Origin of the sequence: Sphingobacterium sp. SYP-B4668 (genome assembly GCF_027627455.1) — a bacterium.
In the GTDB taxonomy this organism is placed as follows: domain Bacteria; phylum Bacteroidota; class Bacteroidia; order Sphingobacteriales; family Sphingobacteriaceae; genus Sphingobacterium.
Genome location: NZ_CP115483.1, coordinates 2,646,395 through 2,670,668 on the forward strand (window position 1 = coordinate 2,646,395; position 24,274 = coordinate 2,670,668).

The 24,274-nt window shown below is 44.9% G+C and carries 18 protein-coding genes; 12 read left to right on the forward strand and 6 right to left on the reverse strand.

Annotated elements, in window-relative coordinates:
• Positions 1–5 precede the first annotated feature (5 nt).
• Both OQ289_RS11020 and OQ289_RS11025 read right to left on the reverse strand, forming a co-directional pair.
• Positions 6–236, reverse strand: a complete 231-nt coding sequence (locus OQ289_RS11020; protein ID WP_270090803.1) for a hypothetical protein — start codon at positions 234–236, stop codon at positions 6–8.
• A gap of 321 nt (positions 237–557) precedes the next feature.
• Positions 558–944, reverse strand: coding sequence for a hypothetical protein (locus OQ289_RS11025; protein ID WP_270090804.1), 387 nt, complete (start codon positions 942–944; stop codon positions 558–560).
• Between the two features lie 329 nt (positions 945–1,273).
• Between OQ289_RS11025 and OQ289_RS11030 the strand changes: the two genes are divergently transcribed.
• From OQ289_RS11030 to OQ289_RS11055, 6 genes are all read left to right on the forward strand, one after another.
• Positions 1,274–2,323: a hypothetical protein gene (locus tag OQ289_RS11030; RefSeq protein WP_270090805.1), complete on the forward strand. Its 1,050-nt coding sequence runs from the start codon at positions 1,274–1,276 to the stop codon at positions 2,321–2,323.
• Between the two features lie 180 nt (positions 2,324–2,503).
• On the forward strand, positions 2,504–2,821 hold the full coding sequence (locus OQ289_RS11035) for a hypothetical protein (protein WP_270090806.1): 318 nt from the start codon (positions 2,504–2,506) through the stop codon (positions 2,819–2,821).
• 488 nt (positions 2,822–3,309) lie between these two features.
• Positions 3,310–3,897, forward strand: coding sequence for a hypothetical protein (locus tag OQ289_RS11040; RefSeq protein WP_270090807.1), 588 nt, complete (start codon positions 3,310–3,312; stop codon positions 3,895–3,897).
• Between the two features lie 201 nt (positions 3,898–4,098).
• Positions 4,099–4,554 carry a DUF5675 family protein gene (locus OQ289_RS11045; protein ID WP_270090808.1) on the forward strand — a complete coding sequence of 152 codons (456 nt, stop codon included), beginning with the start codon at positions 4,099–4,101 and terminating at the stop codon, positions 4,552–4,554.
• An 849-nt stretch (positions 4,555–5,403) separates the two neighbouring features.
• Complete coding sequence (locus tag OQ289_RS11050; protein ID WP_270090809.1) at positions 5,404–5,637, forward strand: hypothetical protein; 234 nt, start codon at positions 5,404–5,406, stop codon at positions 5,635–5,637.
• Complete coding sequence (locus tag OQ289_RS11055) at positions 5,624–5,803, forward strand: hypothetical protein (protein ID WP_270090810.1); 180 nt, start codon at positions 5,624–5,626, stop codon at positions 5,801–5,803. Before OQ289_RS11050 ends, OQ289_RS11055 begins: the two co-directional genes overlap by 14 nt.
• Before the next feature lie 109 nt (positions 5,804–5,912).
• Here the strand turns inward: OQ289_RS11055 and OQ289_RS11060 are convergent, their stop codons facing one another.
• From OQ289_RS11060 to OQ289_RS11075, 4 genes are read right to left on the reverse strand one after another with little or no spacing between them, the layout of a single operon-like run.
• Positions 5,913–7,583 carry an IPT/TIG domain-containing protein gene (locus tag OQ289_RS11060; protein WP_270090811.1) on the reverse strand — a complete coding sequence of 557 codons (1,671 nt, stop codon included), beginning with the start codon at positions 7,581–7,583 and terminating at the stop codon, positions 5,913–5,915.
• A gap of 8 nt (positions 7,584–7,591) precedes the next feature.
• Positions 7,592–9,304 (reverse strand): hypothetical protein, encoded by a 1,713-nt coding sequence (locus tag OQ289_RS11065; protein WP_270090813.1) that lies wholly within the window; start codon positions 9,302–9,304, stop codon positions 7,592–7,594.
• Between the two features lie 4 nt (positions 9,305–9,308).
• The gene (locus OQ289_RS11070; RefSeq protein ID WP_270090814.1) at positions 9,309–11,039 is read right to left on the reverse strand and encodes a hypothetical protein; all 1,731 of its coding nucleotides are present in this window, start codon (positions 11,037–11,039) and stop codon (positions 9,309–9,311) included.
• 15 nt (positions 11,040–11,054) lie between these two features.
• Entirely contained in the window at positions 11,055–12,758 is a 1,704-nt protein-coding gene (locus OQ289_RS11075) for a hypothetical protein (protein ID WP_270090815.1), read from the reverse strand.
• A gap of 400 nt (positions 12,759–13,158) precedes the next feature.
• Here OQ289_RS11075 and OQ289_RS11080 point away from each other — a divergent pair, with 400 nt between their 5' ends.
• From OQ289_RS11080 to OQ289_RS11105, 6 genes are all read left to right on the forward strand, one after another.
• Entirely contained in the window at positions 13,159–13,800 is a 642-nt protein-coding gene (locus OQ289_RS11080) for a hypothetical protein (RefSeq protein WP_270090816.1), read from the forward strand.
• Between the two features lie 119 nt (positions 13,801–13,919).
• Positions 13,920–14,582 carry an RNA polymerase sigma-70 factor gene (locus OQ289_RS11085; protein WP_270090817.1) on the forward strand — a complete coding sequence of 221 codons (663 nt, stop codon included), beginning with the start codon at positions 13,920–13,922 and terminating at the stop codon, positions 14,580–14,582.
• A gap of 66 nt (positions 14,583–14,648) precedes the next feature.
• Positions 14,649–15,851 (forward strand): FecR family protein, encoded by a 1,203-nt coding sequence (locus tag OQ289_RS11090; protein WP_270090818.1) that lies wholly within the window; start codon positions 14,649–14,651, stop codon positions 15,849–15,851.
• Positions 15,852–16,132: 281 nt separating this feature from the next.
• The gene (locus OQ289_RS11095; RefSeq protein WP_270090819.1) at positions 16,133–19,486 is read left to right on the forward strand and encodes a SusC/RagA family TonB-linked outer membrane protein; all 3,354 of its coding nucleotides are present in this window, start codon (positions 16,133–16,135) and stop codon (positions 19,484–19,486) included.
• A gap of 10 nt (positions 19,487–19,496) precedes the next feature.
• A complete protein-coding gene (locus OQ289_RS11100) occupies positions 19,497–21,242 on the forward strand; it encodes a RagB/SusD family nutrient uptake outer membrane protein (RefSeq protein ID WP_270090820.1) in 1,746 nt (581 codons plus the stop codon).
• 10 nt (positions 21,243–21,252) lie between these two features.
• Positions 21,253–24,273, forward strand: coding sequence for a glycoside hydrolase domain-containing protein (locus OQ289_RS11105; RefSeq protein ID WP_270090821.1), 3,021 nt, complete (start codon positions 21,253–21,255; stop codon positions 24,271–24,273).
• Position 24,274 lies beyond the last annotated feature (1 nt).

The window sequence follows — 24,274 nt, forward strand, 5'->3', positions numbered from 1 at the left end:
CCCTACTATGGACGTGCTTTTAACCGAACATTGGTCGTGTTTTCTTCCAACTGTAACGCGTCAGCAATCTCAGATAGGATAGCGACATTCAGTACAGGGTCATTGTTCGTTGTGCTCTTCGCGGCTTGGATAGCACACATTTTTTCTTCGACAAGACCGCAACTAGGCTCCGAACCTTGTAATGTGTAGTGTGCCGGATTTGAGGGATTCGTCCCTGTAAATGAAAACCATGCCATAATAATGACGGCTTTTATAGATCAAAAAGCCATAAAACGTTAGTTTATGTAGTAATTGATTATGTTTTGCTACTTTTTTGCACTGGGGTAGCACCCGGATCGCGAATGGTGAATGTGGCAGTTTCCGTACTGCTTGACTTTCTTTTTTCTTGTACCCGCCTCCCGGGAAATAGGGCAAATTTTCTTTTGTACTGTTTCATTTTCTTTAATAGTTAGTTGTTAGTATTGCAATTGGCGTAATCTGTTAATAGTATTGGATTTTTGGAGTATACCGCCATGGGTTTCGGTTCATGGCGGTATAGAAGACGATTATACCATAGGCTATACGTGATACTTGATCCAGATGGCGAGTTGGTTGACTTCACTCATCTGCTGCGCACCGATGAGATGCTGGGTCGTAGCTGATTTTTCCAAAATGACATCCTTGACCGTTGGTTTTTTCTGCTGCTGGGCGACTTGCTTGTCAAAGGCTATTAACGAACGCTGGGCCCATGCATCTGCAATGGCATGTGCCAAGGTATCTCGAAAACCTGAGGGTAGGGATTCCAATTGGGCTTCTTGGCTCTCGGTGAGTGCAAAGGAGGCATTCATCCAAGCAACAAAGTCTTGTCGGATGGCTTGTACTTCGGCACTGAGTTCACCGGCCGAAAGATTCAAGAGGGCGGACTGCTTCTGCGCCACTCCTGCATTGTCAAATACATATTTCATATGTTGTATAATAAGTGAGCTGTAAAAGACGAAATCGTAAAAGCGGGAGTCAAGGTGGCAAGTGCTCCAATATCAGTGAGTTGCACTTTTTTGCAACTCAAAAGCTCCTTTTTAGACTCGAGTTGCTTTTTTATGCAACTCGGCTCATAGGTTGGGGGTACGGTGACGATGTATTTAATTGGCCTTTCATTTAAGTAAATCATCACTTTTTGAATAAAATTTAAAGTTAAATGTTGGTTGATATAGATTTATTTTATACCTTAACGGAAACATCATAAAAATGCGTCCTATCGAAGAGGTCGCGCTAATTTTATCAATACATAAACCGTATGGATGTAAATTATTATGCAAGACATATTTTAAGATGGCTTTATAAATCGCTTTTGATAGCAATTTGCTTTATTGTGGTCGCGTATGTCGTCAATGCGAGGGCTGGTGTATTTGATTTTCAGGCAAATTTAAGCAACCCAAGCTTTGTGGATATCACAGCAGGTACGGCCGTGATCCTGCTCTTTTATGTGATCCTCATCTCGTTGGTCGTGCGGCTTTACTTTGAGACGGACAAGTCGCGCGGATTCTATACCTTTCCGAAGTGGATCCAGCAACTACTCTTGGCGATATTGGCCGGTAGTCTGGTGATATGCATCAACTGCCTGATCTTACAGATCTTGTTGGGACGGAAGAACCATGATATCCTTTTTTCGTCGTACTGGTATACCGATTTCTTGTATTTCGCTCCTTTTCTGGTGGGCTATATCGTCCTTATCTATCGCTATCCTACGCGTATGATACCACCTGTGAAGCTGATACAGGAAGGCAATGGAGTGGTGACGGATGGCGAGCAGCGGATGGAGAAAGAAGCGCTAGCGGGTGATTTGACAAAGGAATACCTGCGCCTATGGCGACAACAGCGCAATCCTGAAGTGCTCTTGGTCTATCTAAAAGCTATCTTACCAGGGCCTCCGGCCGAATATGGGAGTGCGGTCCGCTTTTTTGACATTGTGTTCATGGAGACGACGGCCACGGGCTTGATACTGTACCTCTTGAATGGGCAGACCTTACCTACTAAAATCAAATCGGCACAAATTGAGGAATGGGATTTAAAGGGGTGGTTTGTCAATACGTCGAGGAGCTTCTACACGAATATGCTGTATGTGAAGTATCCGTTGGACAAGATGAACTATCCCAAGTCGGGAGCGGATAGGCACTTGACACTGCATGATGGCTTGGTGGCCAGCTTTGCAAAGGCCTTATCCCCGAAAAAGTTGCAGAGGCTGCTGCTGGTATCGCGCCATCAGGATCAAAAAATAAAGGAATTTTTGGAGAATATAAATCAATTGGGATACAGCGAATGGGGCGCATATGTACTTAAGGATTAGTTCGTTGTTTTCTATTTCATGAACTCAAGCCTTAAGGGATATTGCTTGAAAACAGGGGTGGGCAGTTCGGCGATGAAGCTGCCTTGGGGATGCTGTGTGGAAGGATGAAAGAGGACGGTAGCATCGGGATGGGCGATAGCAGTATCAGGGTTTCGGCATAGGCTGCAAACCTATCACATCATGTTGCATGTAATAAAGCGTATCTATGGCCTCCTCGAAGGCATCTACCAGCTATTGTCTCAGCTAGCACTCACCAATGAGCTGCTCCAAAGACAGAATGAGCTGCTGGGCCAATTGCTCCAGCAAGCCACACCCGCAAAGAATATGAACCTGCAAGAGCGTCTTTTGGACAATACCGACCTGAAGCATATCTTGAAGATAGCGGATACGAAGTTCTTCCAAGCGAAGAAGTTATTCAAGACGTATCGCTTGGATAACAAGGATTATTATCTGCTGGACGAAGTGCTGGATACGATTCAAGAGCATGAGCAAAGTTAGCAGGAGCTTGGGTAGATGCGTTAATCTACCCAAGCCACGTTCACTATACGATGAGCCTACAACGAGCCTACCTCGACTATACCTCCACTATACGATGAGCCTGCAACAAGCCTGCAACAAGCCTACCTCGAGTATACGATGAGCCTATCTATACACTTGCTAGGTACTACAATCACACGATGAAAATCCTATCATCGCTGTAGGAATAGCCTACCTCGCTTTGCGAAAGAACAACCTACGGCCGCCAGCGCGGACAGATACGGCAGGAATTTCGATACCCACTACGCACATCTCGATATTAATTCTCCACTCCGCTTTCTTCGTTATCCTTCATAATCAACCGATACTCTTCGTAATCATTCACAACTAGCTGTCATACATTGTTTTATCATTTTATGTTTCAATCTTTGTGTTAGCAAGTCGGTCAATGGGCGCCCGGATGGATTTGCATAATGTATTGTTTAACACAGATTTAAAACCAAGAAAAAATGGCAAAATCAAGAGACAATGTCGTGATGCAAGGGGCATCGGGCAAAATTGGAAAAATGTTGGTATTCCGCCAGAAGGGCGATCAGACAATTATTGCGAGGACGGCCAAAAAGCGACCGGATGGCAAGCCGTATACGAGCGATCAGCTAGCTGCACAGAATAGATTTGTAGATGCCTCGCTGTATGCAAAGAAGGCTATCAAGGATGAATCGCTAAAGGCGCTGTATCAGGCGAAGGCGAATGTCAACCAGTCGGCTTACAATGTGGCCTTCAAGGATTTCTTTACACCGCCATCGGTACGTCGGTTGAACGACCTGGAGTATACCGGACAGATAGGGGATGAGATCACATTCTTAGTGAAGGATGTACTGATGGTGACGACTGTCAGTTTTGAGATCGTGGACAGTAGCGATGTGGTTATCGAGTCGGGTATCGCCGAGGCGATGGATGATGCAGGGGTGGAGTGGAAATACAGCACTACGGTAGCGAATCCGGGATATGCGGACGCCTTGTATCGGATTACCATGCTAGATACCCCTAAGAATATCACAACCGTGATCAAAACTTATGGCGCAGACCTGGGGTAGTGAGGGGTGATGGTGACGTCGGGTGGAGGGAAGGCCACCCGATGTTATCGTCCATCAGGTAGGTAAATCTACATTGGGGGGATTTGTTCTCTTCATTGGGATGAGAGATTTAAAGAATAAGACCAAAAAATCAGTACCTAAGAGCTAACCCCTCATCTGACTACGCTCATCTTAATACAAATAGCTAACGACTAAGACAAAATGATTAAACTCAATCGAGTGGCACAAGGGAAGCAAAGTACCTTGTCCATGCTTTATATTGACCAAATATTCGTGTGCTACGTCTTGGAAGATGCCGTCAGGCCTGAAAAGATTAAGCATGAGACCTGCATACCAGAAGGGAGCTATACCCTTGCGCTTAACCGACGTGCGGGGATGAATACCCGATATCAGAAGGACTATCCTCAACTCCATCAGGGCATGGTGGAGGTCACGGGTATCCAGGAGTATTCCTTGGTATTCTTCCATACAGGCAATGCACATACGGATACCAGTGGATGCCTACTGGTGGGTGATTCCTTTAAGATGGTGGATGGTGACTATCGTGTAGAGGCATCTGTCAAAGCCTACAGAAAAGTGTACCCACAGTTAGTGAAATGCATCCGGCAAGGGGAGGTGGAGATCGTGGTGCAAAATCATCGACTGTACATGGAGTAAGGGATTTAGGCGGATCATTCGCAGCGATTCTAGTTTCTTATGGTCGCTCGAGCCGCAACGGGGCTTTTACTTTCTTGCTTGATCAAGAAAGTAAACAAAGAAATCAAGGCTTGGCTGCTCGGCTAAATTGTTTTCGGATTGCCTACAATCGGACAAACTCTCCGCCAACTGGCGGATCGGACAAGCCCGATTGTTGACGGAAATCCTCGACAATTCTTAACGCCTGCACAGCCTAGGCCGTGTTTGGGGATTGTGCAGGGGGGAGTCGGAATACAAGGTCGTCTTTTGGGATAATGAGCAATTTCGTCACTGCGAGGAGGTGAAGACGAAGCAGTCTAGAAGATTGCTTCACGCCCTCTCATATTCTTGGCTTCAGTTCGCAATGACGATGTTCATCTTTTAATACGCAGTAAATGAATATACTCAGAAAAATGAGACAAGGGCTGCGGGATGCGGCTCTGGGGCTGAGGATGCATTCACATACATATGCGCTAAATCGGACAAACCCAGTTGTTGACGGAAATCCTCGACAATTCTTAACGCCTGCACAGCCTAGGCCGTGTTTGGGGCTGAGGGTGCAATCACATACATATGCGCTAAATGTCGCCTACAGAATTTGCATCAGCCGCTCACGGCACCAACACGAGCCCTGATGCCTGCTTACGCAGTTTGGGAGGGTTTATCAATGACTTCGTAACATTTGGAAACAATATTACGAAGTACAAGTAACACAGCTAAATAAAATGCTAAGCGACGAGCTTTTTTGCTTCCTTTTTTTGCGGAAAAAAAAGGAAGAGCCCGCACGGCTCGAGTGCAAAAAGAACACCCGTAATACTAAATACTAAAAAAATGAATATACTCAGAAAAATCAGACAAGGGCTGCGGGATGCGGCTCAAGTCATCATAATGGCGCCAATCAAGCTGCCCTCAAAGGTGCTGGCAGTGGCTCGCTATGTCGCATTAGCAATCGGTATACTCGAAGCCCTGGACCCTGAGAAAGAAGAAAGAGACTCCAGGAACAACGATGGAAGACCACAAAGCGAGGGTTCAAATAGAGAGGAGGTACTCGATGAAACCCAATGATATCCGTATAGGGACGCTAGGCGGGACACTATGCTCCATATGGGCCAGCATATCTCTTGGGGATGTGGCGCAGACAGCCTTGACCGCAGCGCTAGGGACCGTGGTTAGTTTTATAACTAGCCGATTGCTCGCCAAACTCATCAACGCCAAGAGAAAAGGTAAATAGACGATTTTATAATGTCTGAAAGCCGTCCCAGAAATGGTGACGGCTTTCGGATGTTGACAGGCTATTGCTGCTCTTGGTCTAAAACCGAGATACCTTTTATGTTGAAAGTCTATATGATTTCAAAATACTCTTCTGATTCAATGACTCCGCTATGGTAGAGAAGCGCTATTTTCGTTTTCCCTTTTTTACCCATTATCGGAAGGATAAATTGCAATTGACCATCTGTAACTTTAAAGGGAGCGATTTCTTTGTCGCCAATCTTGACCCTATAATAATTAGATTTGAGGCCCCTGGCTTTAACGGTAATTATTTCTCCGGGCACGCCCTTTGTGGGATAAAAACTATCGAAGGTAATTCCTTTTATTTGGACGTAATGGGAAGCCTCTGCGACATGAAAATTACCGTTGTACCCGAGATATCCAATCTCTAGTCTATTCTGGCCCTTCCGGAAGAAAACACTAGTATGAAAGACCAGACTGCCATTTTTAGGTGTACCCCGGAAAATTTCAAAGTCGCCAAATCGAACCACATATTCTTGGTCAGGGATGAAACTTCCCGTTATCTGCATGGGTTCTTCATAATAGCCTTCGCCAGCATCTATAGCATCTATACGAAGTTTTTTGACGGTTACTTTGTCTTGTATTGTCAAATCTCCAAATACATCACTCTTAATCTTCACGGGATGTACGCCCTCGGGTACATCTTGCGCATGTAACGTAACACTTTCTCCAAACTGGTCGGTTGATAAATTCCCGTCTGAAGATCCGATATGTACCGAATAGTTGGTGTTTTGAAAGTATTTAAAGTAATCTAAACCTAGTAACAAACTTTTGCCAAAAGGATGGACAATCTTTTCTTTGAGGGAGACAAGATCCATGTTGGGTCGCTCGAAGTCCCAAGTTTCTTTCAGGTATATGGTATCCATTCCCCAGATATATCCTAGTTTATAGGAGCTACCTTTAAGGCCTAAGTAAGTGGGATGGTAGGTGTCGGAATAGTCTAGTATCTTGTCTCCAATAATGATCCTAAAATTACCTGAATAGCGAGGAAGCCCTATTGCGGAAAGCTTGATGGGGTTTATGAAGTGATGTGGTCCAGGGCTTGGAGGTAGTAGTCTCGCAGCAATCCTCAGTTCTAGTAAATATTGCGAGGCAATTCGCTCACCCACCTGTCTAACAAAATTCAACCGAGCTCTGTCGCCGTGATAAAGTTCTGCTTTGGGGAGAATGATCGTGAGGGTTGTCTTTTCATCATTCAGGGTAAAAGGTATCTTTTGACCAAATATACTGGTAAAATTTAGCGAAAAGTTGTGGTCGACCTGTTGGAAATTTCCCTTTATTTGCAAGGTATCACCTGGACTTGCATATCTTACTTGGCTCTGATCTGCCCAAATATTGCTAACCGTGAAATGCGACGGTGGCGCCTCATATGTACCTTGGTCGGTCTTTACAAAGAAAATATAGGAGTACAGGTCGCCGAAGTCAAACTTAGATTTCCAGGAGTGACTACGAATGCCCACTGACGGTTTGTCGCCCAAGGAAATGGTGTAACGCTCTGGTGAACCTTGAGAAAAGACGATAAAACCGTGGTCCAATACGGTTTCGTCATTCAAATATCCTATCTCGCCATATAAGGTTGCTTGGTCTGGCTGGAGATTGCCAGCTTCAAGTGTTTTGATCGTAATAGGTGTTTTATCTATTGTATGGCTATCTTTTTTGCAGGATAGAAGAGTAAACAAAACAAATAGAAAAATGTATACGTGTGCGTTGATGTTTTTCATGACCGGTGTTATAAAACTTCTAATAGCATTTTAGCCTCTACTTTACCATATCCGGTTTCCATGGATATGATATGTTTTCCGCTAGGAAGAACCGGAGGGATGGTAAGCCACCCCGTTTTTCCACCCTCGTCTATATGAAAAAAGGCTTCTTGATTTCCAATATAGAACTTATGCACAGCCGTCAATCCATGACCTTCGATACTGATCACATTTTCAAAATATACAGACTGCGGATTGATGCGTTCTAAAGTAGGCAATAGGATGTTGATGGTTTTCTCTTGCACAGCATATACCGGGGCGCCAGTGCCTGTATAATAATATACTTTGATCTGATGACTGCCTGGCGCTAATTTAGGGACGACAATATTAAGCTGCTGATTTTTGGAGAAGCCATATTGGCTGATGCCTGTATTCTTGAACTCAAGGACATAAGCGTTGTCAGTATTAAAATTACCAGAAAGCTGTATCGTGTCCCCGACGTAAAAATCATTTTTATTTATTTTATCCCATTGGAGCTTTTTGACTTCTATTGTCTTGGTGCTTACGATTTCGCTCACCCCCCCTTTGAGCTTTAAGGTATAACTTCCTTCGGGAAAATCATTTGGAATACTTATATATGAATACCTGTAGTCACTTCCAATCGTTGCACTAACAGGTTTGTCACCGAGAAATGCTTGGTCGATCTTAAGATTAAAATATTTATACATATCGACTCCATAAGAGGAGAAAGAGTTGCCTGGGTGTATTGATGCAGTGCTGAAAAGCAAATCGTCTCCCGAAGGTTGCTCCACGAGCATAGGTTTACTGAATATGACACTATCACGCCCGTTGACATAGCCAAAACGAAAGGATGGGCCAGAAAGATCGACCATTCTTCCAAAATGAGTCGATCGACCGACATATGGTATTCGCTGATCTCCGACCAATAAAAAAAGTCCATCTACATAATATTCGGGCAACCCCGTGCCTGTCAGTTCGACGATATCATTGTAGGCATAGCGCAATCGAGTGGGCTCATTGATTTTTGCAACTATCGTTACTTCGGCCAATTGCTTCGAATTCATGTATTGTTGTCCACTAAGGGGTTTATTCAATGTAATCGCCAATTTAGCGCCATGTACAAAGCCAGTCTTGGGTAAGGTAATTGCCAGCGTCTGGTTGTCATCTTTCAGGGAGAAAGCCAATCGCTCACCGTCGGGAACATTAATACTGAGGTAGTATTGTTCTTTAAATTGGCTGAAATTCCCTTTCAGCAGAATGGTTTCGCCCAGATTGTATTTGAGGTCTGTGGGAGAGCTGACGGTTATATTGTCCACATTAAAATGTATGGGGTAACTGGCATAGTAGCCATTGGCTGTTTTAATATAAAATTGGTAGTAGTAACCGGCATCGGGGTCGAATACATTTTTGGATGTATAGGTGTAGTTGATAGTCGTACCGTCTTGTACATCTTTATGATCCAGCACAATCTCGGTATTGGTGGCGCCTCCCGATTGGGTTTTTTCAACGAGGATAAATCCAATCTCCCGGATAGGCTCCGTATTTATCTTTTCGATTTGTCCATGGAAAGTTACCGTAGCGTTGCCGATGTCGGAGACGGGCAAGGCTTTTAAGGACATTGGAGTATTGACGATTTCCTGCTCTTCTGTTTTTTTACATGCTGTAATGGCAAGCAGAGATAGCAATAAGATGCTAAGATGTATACTTTTTAAGATCATCATGTATTTATATGATTTCAAAATATTCGGCAGATTGAAAAATTCGGTTATATGAATTTATCACAATTCTCATTTTTCCTTTTGCCTGAAGGGCAGGTATGGTCACCATGACCTCATCTGCACTGTAGGCTAGTGGGAAGAGTTTGATATCTCCTAAGTGGATATCATACGCGAGGCCTATGCCTTTGCCCTTGAGCTTGACCAACGTACCGGGAGGTCCCGACATAGGGGAGAAGCTATCTAAACTAATGCCCAATGTCTTAAGAGGGAGCGGTGTGTCATGGAGATATAGCTTCAAGCCATCTTTTTGTGCTTGGTAGTGTCCGATTCTCAACTCTGTAGCATCTTCTGCAAATGCTGGTACTTGGAACGTAAGTTTTCCATCTTCAGTTGAGACCACTGGTGTGTAGACAAATTCACTGGAATAGAGGTAATATTCAAATCCTTTGATGAATTTTCCAGTGAGTGTCACATCTTCTCCAACATGAGCCGTATTCTTGTCTATGCTGTTCCATTCGAAATTTTTTATTTGGATGGTCTTGGCGGTTTGGACACTAAAGATATTACTTTTGATGTTGAGTTTATAGTGGCCCTCAGGTATATCTCCTATTGCAAAATTGTACATGGGATAGTTGCTGGTGTAGTGTTGGTTTATCGGGTACTCGCCCAGTGTATATGTCGACGCAGATGGGTCAAAATAGTCGTACAGCGACACTCCTTTAACAGTGACATACGTCTTTGGATGAGTAACATATTGTACAAAATCGATATCGGCGGAATGGGGCTCTTTTAAAGTGTATTCTTCCGGGAAAACGATGGAATCGCGACCATTCTTGAATCCTATTTTGAATGTATTTTTGGTCAGTCCTTTGAGTGACTTGATGGGTAATGGGTTGGTAAATGGAATCGTAACATTACCTAAGATAAGCTCAAAAGTCTTATTGTTGTCCCATGTGTTGGGTAGCGAAGCGCCTGTAAAACGAATCTGATCCGTGATGAGAAATGTTTTTTGAGCTGGAGGGTCTATGGCGCCCAAAATAAGCACTTCCGTCAATAATCGGTCAAAGATGCCCATTGGTGAATTCTTACGCAATTGGACTCGAAGTTTTTTGCCGTGACTTAGCTCGTTAGCAGAGGGGATTTTAAAGGTCAATGTTTTTCCGTCAGCGCCTATGCTATAGCTAGTCAATGTTGACTGATCTGCGACACAGTAGAGGTTATAGCTGCTGTCTATCATCGAAAAATCTCCTTGAAGCACTATTTTTTCGCCAACCATCCCCATCAGGTTGGCAGAGGTTTCTACTTGCAACCCATCCAATTTAAACGTTTTGCGCTCTCCTTTGTAAAAGCCTTTCGCGGTTTTTGCGTAGAAGCAATATGAATAGGTTATATTCATATCGAAAGGTACTGTAGGCTTATAGGTATATCGGATTTCTTGTGTCGGTATTTTCTTTCCTAGCGGAATCTCCATTTCGGCGTTGTGTGGATATCCTCCGTTGAAAGTCGAGATGACAAATCCGTATTCGGTAACATGTGGCAACATTTCACTGCTCAGTATGGATCCCAAGAGTGTGACCGATGTTTTGCGGAGATCATCTGCTGTACCTGTGACAGCTTCAATGGCAATGGGTGGAAGTGCCTCGTCAGGATTGTCCTTACTGCATGAAAATAACAAGCCTAAGACAAGTAAAAAAAGACCTAATCGTTCAAATTGCTTAAGAATTCTAAAAAATATCATACGATGGTAGTAAATTTATAATAGTTCGAACGTTTCCTTACTTTCAAACAAATTGCCGTTAAACTGCGCTACGATATGTATCTTGCCCTTGTATATAAGTTGTCTTGGGACTGCTATTTCAACCGCATCGACATTGCCTCCAACGCTCATAGCATAGTCCTGCCCAAAATAGATTCGAGCATACGCAATACCTTTTCCCTTAAGGGTGATGATATCCCCAGGTTTACCTTTCTTAGGGTAAAAACTATCGAATGAAGGCGGGAGCACTTCTATTTGGAGAGGAGTCGGAACAACTTGGTGTGTAGCATAATTTTCACCATATTTTAAAGTAATATTGGCTAAACCGGGTTTGATTTGTGGAATGTGGAATTTTAAGGTGCCATTGCCGGCAATTAGATCGTAGATAGATTCGCCACCCATAACGACGTGATAGCGTTCGTTTGCGATAAAATTCCCACGTAAAGTGACTTCCTCCCCATAGTGTCCACGATTTATACTTGCACTTGTAGCTGTGAGACCTTGGACGGTAACTTTTTCTTGGCTTATATAGGTGAATGGGACGCATTTTATAACCAGCGGATAAACCCCGTCCGGAACTTGACCAATCTGTAAGCGGTCGTCTCCATTCCACATTCCATTATAATACGCGGACTGATCACCGATCGTCATGCTTCTAATATATGGAAATCGGCCCAAGGGAAGCCCCGTTACTGCCAGGGAATTGCCTGGGTGCACATAGGATTGCCGCACTTTAAAAGCTGTTTCATCGGGCTTTTTCAACGTAATTTTCTTGGGAAAAATGACGGTATCCCTGCCATTGTAGTAACCGATACGGAAGGATTCCAGTGGTTGGTCATAAATGAGATCGGATAGTGAAAGTTCGTGATAGTAGGGAACGAACTTATTCCCAAGGATGACGGAGAATGTATATGCAAATGAAGCGGGAAGTCCCTTGCTCCCTAATCGGAGGACGTCATCATAATAGTATTCATATTGTTCTGGAGCATGCAGTGAACCCAGTACCTTAATTTTGGCAATCGGAATAGAACTATTAAAAACGCTGTCCGCTTTATTGGCCTGTACATAGAAGGATAAATCATTTCCATGCGTATAACCATCAGGCATCACGAAAGACAAAGCTTGCTTATTCACGCTCAATTCGTATGATATAACTTTTGGTGAATTGTAGTCACTATACAAGGTGAAGGGACTTTTTATAGATTCAAAATCACCATGAATCGTGATAACCTCTCCTGCAGACGCTCGCAATCCATGCTGATAGTCAATAAAGACACCGGAGATATCATACCGAACGGACTCTCCATAGTATATGCCTTTATCGGTTTCGATGTAGAATTGGTAGCTTCCGGAGCCTGCTGTTCGCAAATCTTTTGAAGTATCAATCTTTTTACTGACTTTACCAATTTGGAGGCTGCTACCCAATGAATATTTATATTCCAATGCAGGATTGGTATAAAATGATTTGACAACAAAACCGTGATCGAGGACCTTTTCATTGTTCAGGTATAGTATTCTCCCCGCCAATACTATGTGAGTATGGTTAGCGACATCTGCGCCGAGTGTTTCTAGCTGAACAGGTGTAGTGTCTTCAGGCGTGTTTTCTTCCGTCTTTTTACAAGCTGAAAAAGTGACAAAAATAACAAAGTACCACAAAAATCTCTTCATATCACCAGCTTCCAGCATAAAGATGTCCGACATTTTTGTTTATAGTTATTCTTGTCATAAACAAAGAAACATGTTTCTTCGTAAAATGGTAAAATTGGCTTTTCATGTAAGGGTTGTAATTGTTTTTCAAAGATATATTTTATTCCTTATAAATAATAGAATAAAATATAGTATTAAATGGTCTAAATATGATGGTGTGTTTGAAGTCGATAACACAGCCTTCCAACAAGCACACCTGAGCCCCGGCAGCTAGTTTCGGGATCGGCCGTCTGCTGGGCGCGCTTTTCAGACGAAAGTAAATCAGGAGGGCACCTTCAGGTGCTCTCCTCATGCCTTGTTCATGAATTAATTGTCATAAGACAATTATAATGTCGAAGTAACTCGATACATTTAAGCCGAGTTTTAAAACGCACTGATTTTTATAGACTGTCGTATGGCTGAAATGCTTTTTCTGGGGTTGACGTTTTTATTTGTCCTGTTATTTTATTTTGCAATTGGCCGAAATAATGGGGTATTGCTGATTAACATCGTCTGGTCTTTGATAATAGGCACGGTGGCGGTGGCGGGTGGCTTTGCATCTTACCCCCAATCGTTTGTTTTAGTGCTAGTAGCCACTCTTGTATTGTATATCTTTATTTTTAGGAAGATAGGTCGTCAACAGCCGAATGTAGTGCTGCTGCTATTGATACATGTACTAAGGATAGCAGTGGAGCTTTTTCTGTATGAATGGTACCTCGACAAGATGATTCCCAAGTTGATGACCTTTCGAGGATTAAATTTTGATATTGTAATGGGGCTTGGTGCTCTTGTATTTTTAATCATCTACCTTCTTCAAAAATCGATTATCAACAGCTGGGTATTTGTCCTCTGGAATTACATCGGCATGCTTTCCTTGCTAATCGTCTTGATGATTGGGGTACTTTCATCACCTGTGCCTATCCAACAATTTGGCTTCGAACAGCCCAATGTAGCGGTACTTGGATTCCCGTACGGCTTATTGCCGACGATTATTGTCCCTACTGCAATCGTATCGCATCTATTGTTGCTCAGGAGATATCCCTCCACAGATGCCTAGACAGGCGTATTATGTGTGAATAGGTCGAAAAAATAAATGGAGCAGCTTTTCTTTGACGTGCTTTGTACCGCTGTGGGTAAGCCCTACTTGTAGGTATAGGTATTGTCGCTATCATCTAAATGCTAATCCCATTTGAAATTACCAAGAGAAGTACCTATCTTGCCTGCCCGGAACAACCAGTTATGGACATAGACCAAGCCCCATCAGAACGAGATACCTTATTGCAACTCCAAAATGGAGATATGCAGGCTTTCGGGCTGCTCTATCGGCGATACAGTCGAGTAATCTATGGCAACATCCTGCGATTGGTCCACGATGAAGTGGTCGCAGAGGACTTGCTGCAAGACGTATTTGTCAAAATATGGGAACATCGCGCATTGATAGATCCCGAGCGCTCATTTACCGCTTATCTATTTACCTGCTCCCGCAATCTGGTCTTTAATTTTAAGAGGCGATTGAAACTCGAAATGGAATCGGCCATCCAATTGGCCTATGGGAATAGCGAAGGAGAGAACACCGTTGATCGGCTCTTGGATTCGAAAGAAACCCAGCAACTGCTAGAAATCGTCATCAATAGATTGCCTACCCAAAGGCAAAAAATATTTCGGCTCTGCAAGATGGAGGGTATGAGTTACCAAGAAGTGGCCGATCAGCTGGATATATCCGTATCTACGGTGCGTGACCATATCGTAAAGGCCAATAAGTTCATCAAAGAAATGGTATTGCGTGACCATCATCTGTCGACACTCTTGCTGGTCGCTTACTTAATTTCCATAAATTAAAAAAAAATCGGGGCAAGAGCAGACCTTTTTTTGGCGGGAGGTGTATTTATATAAAATTACACACTCGTGGAAACCAATAAAGCTAAAATAAAACAACTACTACAACGGTATAAGGAAGGGGCCTGCACGACAGAGGAGATAAAAGCACTCTATGAGGCCTTGTCTCTGGATGCGAATGCCCAATTGGATGAGATACTAGTCGAGAGCCTGCTGGAGGAACGGTATGAAGCTACCGATCAACAGGAGCGGCTGGACAGGGTATTTGCCGATATTCAAACCCAGATTACCCCATCAATACCTAAGCGTCGATTACGCCGGATGCTGTGGCCCCTGGCTACGGCAGCAGTCCTGTTTCTGGTATTCTCGATTTCGATATATTCCTATTTTTCAAAGCCAGTCGTCCCGGACGAACCAACTTTCACCCAGCAGGATGCTGATGTAGCCCCCGCACCCGGGACCAACAAAGCAACCTTGAAGCTGGCCAATGGCGACGTTGTCTCCTTGCAGGATGACCAGAGCGGAATTGTCATGGGTGGCGACATCACCTATACCGACGGCAAGTCTGTACGCCAGCAGACAGGAAGGGGCCATGATGGCGCTGTGGATCGTACCAAGCTGATGTACGAGCTATCTACCCCACAAGGGGGAACCTATCAAATCATGCTTTCGGATGGAACCAAGGTCTGGTTGAATGCGGGCTCTTCGCTGATCTATCCTGCCGAATTTGCATCCGATCAACGACTGGTCACCTTGGTAGGCGAGGGGTACTTTGAAGTTAAAAAAGAACAAAACCGTGCATTCAGGGTCCGCAGTCGAGATCAAATCGTAGAGGTGCTGGGTACCTCGTTCAACGTAAATGCGTACCCGAGCAATAAAAATATAAACACCACACTGCTCGATGGAAAGGTGAAAGTGGGCGACGGTATGCAAAAGGCCATCGTGCTCAAACCAGGTCAACAGGCCACCTACGCAGCCGGGTCTGACATAAAGGTAGCGGAAGTCAATACAGCTGTGTTTGTGGGATGGAAGAATGGCCTATTCCATTTTGAAGAGACCCCACTGCGGGAAGCCTTGCAGCAGATAGGCCGTTGGTATGATTTGGATGTGCAGTATCAAGGTACGGTGACATCCAGTTATTTCTATGGACAGATGGAGCGCAATAAGCCTTTGAAAGATGTGCTGGAAATATTGGAAGCCGGGGGCATCCGTTTTAAACTACAGATGGCCAATGGTCAACGGGTGCTGGAGGTCATGTCGAGTAAAAAGTAGCAACATGCAATCCGATATATAAACCTTAAAAATTAAAACCAATTATGAACAAACCACCCACTTAAACCCCACAGGTAAAGTCATAACAGGAATAAAAAAGGTAGTGCTGGGGGGCACTACCTAGCTGTCCAATATGCCTTTTAAATGCTTTTGCCCAAGGGCAAAATTTCGATAACCATTTATTATAACATATTAAACAATACAAACATATGATTTTTTATCAATTTGTTAGGCCCAGTCTATGGAGTTTAACTTACCGAATAGTATTGATTATGAAATTGATGACTATAATTTCATTGATAACCATGCTACAGGTGTATGGCGAGGGGCATGCCCAAACGATCAACTTGAAAGCGCAACATGTGACCCTAAATCAGGTCATGAACACGATTCGTGCACAAAGTGGCTATGCGTTCTTTCTGAATGGAAAGTCCATGGCCGATACCAAACTATCTATTAACATCAAGAATGCCAAGCTGGAAGAGGCCATGGATGCCATTGTCAAGCCACTCAACTTGGAATGGCTAAAGAAGGGTACGGTAATCGTAGTGCGTGAGCGGGAAGAGCTGGTGCCGATGGTGGGAGTAGAACCCGTGCAACGATCGGTATCCGGGAAGGTGGTCGATAACAAAGGTAAGCCAATCGTTGGCACTACCGTATCGGTCAAGGGGAGCACCGTTTCGACCACGACGGATCAAGAGGGGGCTTTCACTATTCCATTGACGACCTCATCTGCGACGCTGGTCTTTACCAATGTAGGCTATCAAAAATTGGAACAACAGGTGCAGGCTAGTCAACAACTCGATATCGTGCTACAGGAGGAGATAAGTGGTCTGGATGAGGTGGTGGTCGTGGGATACGGAACGCAAAAGAAGGCCAACTTGACCGGGTCGGTCTCTACCGTCAATACGAAGGATATCCAAGATCGGGCACAACCCAACGTGCTGACGGCCGTACAAGGTCGCGTGCCAGGGGTGACCATTATCTCCCGTCCAGGACAGACGCCTGCTATCAACTTTAGAGGCCGGGGCAACTTGGGTACTTCAGCTCCGCTATATGTCATTGATGGCGTGATTTCGGAAGCCAAGATTTTCGCTAATCTAGATCCCAACAGTATAGAAAGTGTATCGTTCTTAAAAGATGCTTCTTCTTCATCCATCTACGGCTCCCGTGCTGCATATGGGGTAGTACTGGTGACGACTAAGGAAGGGATGAAGAATGGTGGCGATGTAACCGTGAGTTCGAATGTAGCCATCAAGACACCTACCTATATCCAGAAATTGGTCAACTCTTGGGAGTATGCCGAGCTGTATAACGAAGCTAAATACAACTTAAATCCGCAATTGGGTAAAAATCAAGTCTACTCCAATGAAGAAATAGGCTGGTTCAAGGATGGTTCGAAACCAGATCTATATCCCAATACCAAGTGGTATGACCTGATCCTAAATAAACGTGCTATTGTCAACCAGAATGCTGTCAACTTTTCTGGGGGTACGGACAAACATCAAATCTATAGTGGATTGGGGTATCTGTTCGATCAATCAAATTTCAAACAAAATGAAAATCAACGCTATAATTTCTATGTGAATACAAATTCGCGATTGAACGACTTAATCAGCCTCAAAACCAATATCAAATATATCCAAAATAAGGGGGCTATCGATGGTGCGATGCCTGGCTTCGAAAATACGTTGATCGTGCCAAGTACCTTTGTCGCCAAGCAGTCGAATGGGGAATGGGGCTCAGTAGAATCTGGAAAAGAAGCGAGTGCTACATTTGCGGGTGCTAATCCCTTACGGGCCTATAGCTATGGGAACTGGAGCCGAAATAGTGATGAGAGTGCACTGCTTTCCGCAACCCTAGGTATCCACCCTGTAAAGGGCTTGGTCATCAACAACTCGTTGTCCTATACCCGCAATATTTATAAGGAAAAATCCTTTATTGCAACGCGTCCGGAAGTGCCTAGCTTTTTGAAACCCGGCTTTAATATTGACGGGACCGGAAATTTCTTGAATTCGATGGCGGTTAATCAAAATAACGACCAGCAGCTGCTGTATAGTGCTACCGGAAATTATACTTGGCAAAATGACAATCATTATTTCGAGGCTTTAGGGGGACTTACCTATGAAAGCTACGACTTTGACAGGCTGGGTGCTACCCGGGACAACTTTCCGGTAGATAATCTTCTGGATCTCTCGGCGGGTGCCACTACTGGGGCCGGCTTTCAAAACTCGTCATCGATGACCAACTATAAGATGTTCTCGTACTTTTCGCGTTTGAACTATGTGTTTAAAAACAAGTATATGGCCGAAGTCAACTTTAGGGCCGATGCTTCCTCCCGTTTTTTCAAGAATAGCCGATGGGGATACTTCCCTTCGTTTTCACTGGGGTGGAAGATGAACGAAGAGGCATTCATGGAAGACCTACGCCCTATATTCTCGACATTGAAATGGCGCGCATCGTATGGACAATTGGGTAATATCAACAATGTAGGCAATTATGATTATTTCCAGAACTACGGCACCGGCTCATACTACAGCTTCAACAACAGCTTGGTACAAGGTATCCGGGAGTCTAAGCCTGCTAATATAGGCCTTGGATGGGAAAAAGTCGCCATCAGCAATATCGGATTGGACTTTGGGCTGTGGAATGAGAAGATCAGTGGATCTATTGAGTATTACAACAAAAAGACCAGTGATATCTTGCTGAGCTATACCGTGGCCTTCGAAACAGGTATCCAACAAGCGCCAAGCCAGAACATTGCTTCGGTCAGAAACCAAGGGCTGGAGCTCTCGCTCTTTTATAGGGACCAATTTGGAGATTTCAGATTAGAAGCCGGGGGTAACATCGCTACCAATAAAAATAAAATCTTGAAACTCGCGACCTCCAATGATATTATTCAGAATGTGAGTGGGAATCGGGTCGGGAAGTACATTTTAAGAGAAGGCGAATCTATCGGTTCGTTCTTCGGTATTAGGACAGATGGACTATATACCCAGGCGGAGATCGACAGCAAGCAGTACTATACTTACGGTGGGATAGTGCCCAATGCAGGTGATATTAAATTTTTGCCAAATAGAGAGTTGGCTTACGGCGAGTCCATCAATAACGAAGACCGGGTGATATTGGGGAATGATGTGCCATCGTTTACCTATGGGCTGAACCTCAATCTGGCATATAAGAATGTTGAGTTGAGTGCTTTTGGACAAGGCGTGAACAACGTCAAAGTAGCCTTTGAGGTCTACCAGTTGCATCCATTCTTTCACGGGCAGGACAACCCGCGGGAATTCCACATGGGCCGTTGGACAGAAGAAAACCCGAATCCGAACGCGGTATATCCACGAATCTATGACGCAAGTAGTCCCCATACGACCTATAATCGGGTCTTTAGCGATAAAAGCTTGTTCGATGCGGGATACTTTAGGTTGAAGACCCTGACGCTAGGTTATGTCTTTCCGAAGGCATTTTGCGAGCAGGTGAAATTGAAGCGTGCAAAGGTGTTTTTCACTTCGGAAAACCCGTTTACCATCCGCAAGGATAAGATTATGAAGGACTTCGACCCAGAGACTGCCGGAGGTGTAATATACACGTTTGGGGCGAAAACCTATGCATTCGGAATTAATGTCACATTTTAAAACGCGAGCCATGAAAAAGATTACACTATATGCTTTATTAATTTTGGGGGTATTCACGTCCTGTACCAAATTGGATGTGGTCCCACCATCGGCCATCACGCCGGAAAATTTCTGGAAGAATGAAAAAGATGCTTGGTATGGATTGAACTCCTGCTATGCCGATATGAAGGGCTTTGATATCTTGGACGAACTGACCACCGACAACGGCCATAGCCACAAACCGTGGGAGGGAACGTTTGAGCTATTGCAACAAAACGGGATAAATAGTGCCAGCCCTTACGGAGAATATTCTTACGTAGCTATTCGTACCGCGAATGACTTTTTGCTGAACGTGGATAAGTGCGAAATGGATGAAGAATTGAGAGGGAGGATGAAGGCCGAAGCTAGGTTCTTTCGAGCATTCGCCTATTTAGACCTCACCCAATATTATGGAGCCGTCCCTTTGGTGATCGAATCTATCCCTTACAATGCGCCCAACCTCAAGCAGAACAGCAAGGAGGAGGTCCAAAGCTTTATCTTGAGTGAGCTGAATGCCGTGGCGGAGCTGCTTCCGGCAAAATACAAAGGTGGATACCTGTATGAACAAGGACGCATCACTTCTTCAGCGGCATATGCACTGCGTGCTCGAGCGGCTTTATACTTTGGTAATTTTCCGGAAGCGGAGCTTTCTGCAAGGAAAGTAATGACCACGGGCAACCATTCCCTATTCCGCTTGGGCTCGCTTTCTGCCGATCAACAAAAAGAAGGTGCCGAAATGGATCTTTATATAGACTTTGATGCCTTGAATATCAATCGGGACAAGTTTATCAAGGGGATATTCTCCTATGAGGAACTATGGCATAATGAAAATGCCTCTCCAAACAATCCAGAATATGTATTGACGAAGGAATTTATGGCCGATGTCAACAACAGTGACATGCAGCGCTATACATATATGATACCCATGTCGCTAAGTTCCTATTGGGGCTTCTCTTCCTATGAGCCGATGCAAGATCTGATTGATGCCTATTGGGATGTAGACGGTAAGACGATGCGCAATACGATTACGGTGGCCGAACGCAAGCAACGGTATCTGGAGTTGTGGAACAAAACTAAAGGATTAGATCAACATGCCTACAATGCCTACTGTCAAAGTAATGCTCTGATGACGAATGCTTATATGCAGGAGTTTAAAAATCGAGATAGCCGTCTATATGCGAGTATGATGTTTCCGTATAAAGGCTGGCACGGGATGCCAAAGGGTACGGTGTACTACAAGTGGGACCCAGCGGCCGTTAATGCCGATGGGAATGAGTCGTGGACGGGATTCAGTTACCGCAAGATGGTGTCCATCAATCCGTACAATCGGACAGATAATGCCGATGACTACCCCGTCATCCGGTATGCCGAAGTGCTGTTGACTTTTGCTGAAGCCCGGTTGATGAATGTCGGATACGACGCGGAGGTACAAAATGCATTGAATGATATCCGGGACCGCTGTGGCATGCCCAATGTGCCTAGCGGACTGGGTAAAGAGCAAGCGATTGATTTTATCCGGAATGAGCGTCGGATCGAGTTGGCGGCAGAAGGCCATCGCTTTGATGATGTACGCCGTTATGGAAATGCCTATTGTGCTGCACACTTAAATGGACCTTCGACAGCCCCAGATGGCTCGGTGGTGGTCAATAAGGTGTGGAATGAGCGCTTATTGTTGATGCCATTCCCCGTATCGGCGATGGACGCGAACCCATTATTGGTACAGAATAAAGGTTACTAAGAGCACTATAATGAAGAAAATAGGAATATTGTTGATCATGCTGTGCACCACATTAGATGTGGTGCATGGCCAACAGGGGAAAGATACGCGACAAACGAGCTATGATGGCGAGAGCCAATATGCGGCTTTTTCGCCCGACGGAATCCCGTTTGTGGTAAGTGAAAAGCCCTGGGATGTAGATTCGCTTGGTAACCACCGAGCGGTGGTGCGTATTGATGGAGTTGGAGGGCAAGAAGCGGTTTATGTAAAATTGCTCTGGAGAAGGCCCGATCTGAATCCGGCGCATAAAGCCATCGTCATCCGAAAAAAAGGAAGTATAAAGGAGGTGAAGCAGCTATATGTGATGAACATCTCAGCCGAACAGGGCGAGCTGATCTTCAAACCCGAGGAGGGAGATGGGGAGTATGAAATTTACTATTTACCGTATAAATTCCGAAAAGGGTGGGATGATGCGCGCTACGGCAAGCCTTGGAACGATTATCTGGTTGCGCAGGAAGGAAAAGATAAGGACTGGGGGCTTCGGCAGCTCCAAAACTTGGCCCAAATGCCTCGTGCTAAAGTCTTGCGGTTCGAAAGCCGCAGCAAGTTTGATGCGTTTACGCCGATGGGCCTGATTGGAACCCAACGTGAGCAAGACAGCATCTATCATCAACATAAGGATAAGGCCATCTTATTTACCGAAGATAGGGCTTTTCCGATACGGTTGACTCGGCAACTACCGGCACGTTGGAGCCAGCAAGCTGCGCATAGCGAATTCAAGGGAGAAGCTATGAAAAACGAGTACTATACCTGGCAGATCGGGGTATGGGCTCCTACGGACAGCCTTACGATCGAGAAAATAGAGATATCCGACTTGCAGGGGCAGGGGCGGATCATCCCGAAAGCGCAATCGACTTGCTTCAATAAGGAGGGGATAAGTTGGAAGGGGACGCCTATCTCGTTTGACATCGGTATCCCGGCCAATAGGATACAGGCGCTTTGGTTAGGGACGCAGATTCCCGAGGATTGTCCCGCTGGAGCGTATACAGGTAAGGTGAAAATCTTCTTTAAGGGAATGGCAGCGCCTAAGGTCGTTGACCTCAAAATCGACGTCCAGGATGGGGTCTTGAAAGACAAGGGGGACGGAGACCTGTGGCGTCATGCTCGCCTGCGCTGGCTGAATTCGACGATTGGGCAAGAGGACGAAGTCGTACATCCGTATACCGGCTTATCCTTACAGGGAAATACGATCCGTACGGACAGCAAAGAAGTACGGCTCGGTAAAAATGGATTGCCACTGGAAGTGGATATCAATAATCGAGCAGTATTTGCAAAACCTGTGCGCTTTTTGATCGAAGATGAGCAAGGGAAGATATGGACATACAAGGCCACGAATTTCCAGGTCAAGCAAAATGAAAAAGGGGTCGTCACTTGGGAAAGTAGCGAGCAACTGGCGGATATGACCATTCGATGTGTCGGAAAGATGGAGTTTGACGGGCACATGCAATACGACCTGTCGATTGTTGCCAAAACTGCGAAAAAGATAAAGAACGTCAGCATGCTCCATACCTATCCGGCTGCCACGTCTCGTTATTTTATGGGATTAGGCCATACCGGAGGGAAGATACCGAAGGACTGGGAGTGGAAATGGAACGGGCCCTACGATAGCTATTGGTTGGGGGATTACAACGTAGGTGCCCACGTAGAGTATTTAGGTGCGGCGTATAATGGGCCACTATTGAAGGATTACAAGGCGTTGCCCGCTGCGGCTTGGCACAACAATGGAAAAGGAAGGGTAACCTTGCGTACGGCGAACAACGGCGAGGTGGAGTTGAGTAGTGAAACGGGAGATTTTGTCCTGACCGATTCGGCTCGGCATTTTGAGTTTGCCATTCTATTGACACCTGTCAGGCCGTTGGACACGAAGTTGCAGTTCTCGCAGCGCTATTACCACAGCGATACCAAAGGTTTCAAAGCTGCTGCTAAAGAGGGGGCCAATATTGCCAACATCCATCATTCCCAAAATCTAAATCCGGTCATCAATTATCCCTTTGTGATGCAAGATTCCTTGATTGATTATATCCAGGAGATGCACCGAGATAGTTTGAGGGTGAAGTTGTATTATACTGTTCGCGAATTAAGTAATTATGTGACAGAGGTATATGCTTTGCATAGCCTGGATAACGAAATCTTTGCACCGGGTCCAGGCTACGGACTTCCTTGGCACATGGAGCACCTGATTGACAACTATAAGGCGGCTTGGTACACCGAATTGCCGGGACAACATTCGGATGCGGCATTGGTCTTGTCTGGCTTCTCGAGGTGGATCAATTACTATTTAGAGGGCTTGCGTTGGATGTTCGAGAACTACAAGATCGACGGCATCTATATGGATGATGTGTCCTTTGACCGTCGGGTGATGAAACGTATGCGCCGGATTATCGATGAGTACCGACCTGGGGCGTTGATCGACCTGCATTCCAATACGGGATATTCCATTGGTGCTGCCAATCAGTACACGGATTTCTTCCCGTATGTGGACCGGCTATGGTTTGGCGAGAGCTTCAAGTATAATAAAATGGATCCGGATGAATGGTTTGTTACTTTTTCGGGGATTCCGTTCGGGGTGATGAGCGAAATGCTGCAAGATGGCGGAAATCCCTATCTTGGAATGGTGTATGGCACTACGGGCCGCCATTCCTATGGCGATAAATCACCGGCACCCATCTGGGACCTGTGGAAGTCATTTGGTATCGAAGAGGCCAAGATGGTGGGCTATTGGGATAAGGATAGCCCCATCCAGACGGGCAACGAAGCAGTTAAAGCAACCACCTTCCAGAAGGACGGCAAGATGATGCTTGTGCTCGGTAATTTCAGTGCAGCGGAACAGACCGTAAAATTGGCCATTGATTGGAAAAAAATCAAAGGTATAAAGGGTGGAGAGCTTGCCGATCAGCCATTTATAAAGGATTTTCAACCCCATAGACAGGTGGAGTTGAAATCAACTATTAAGATTGCTGGCAAGCAAAGTATCATACTAATCGTCAACTAAC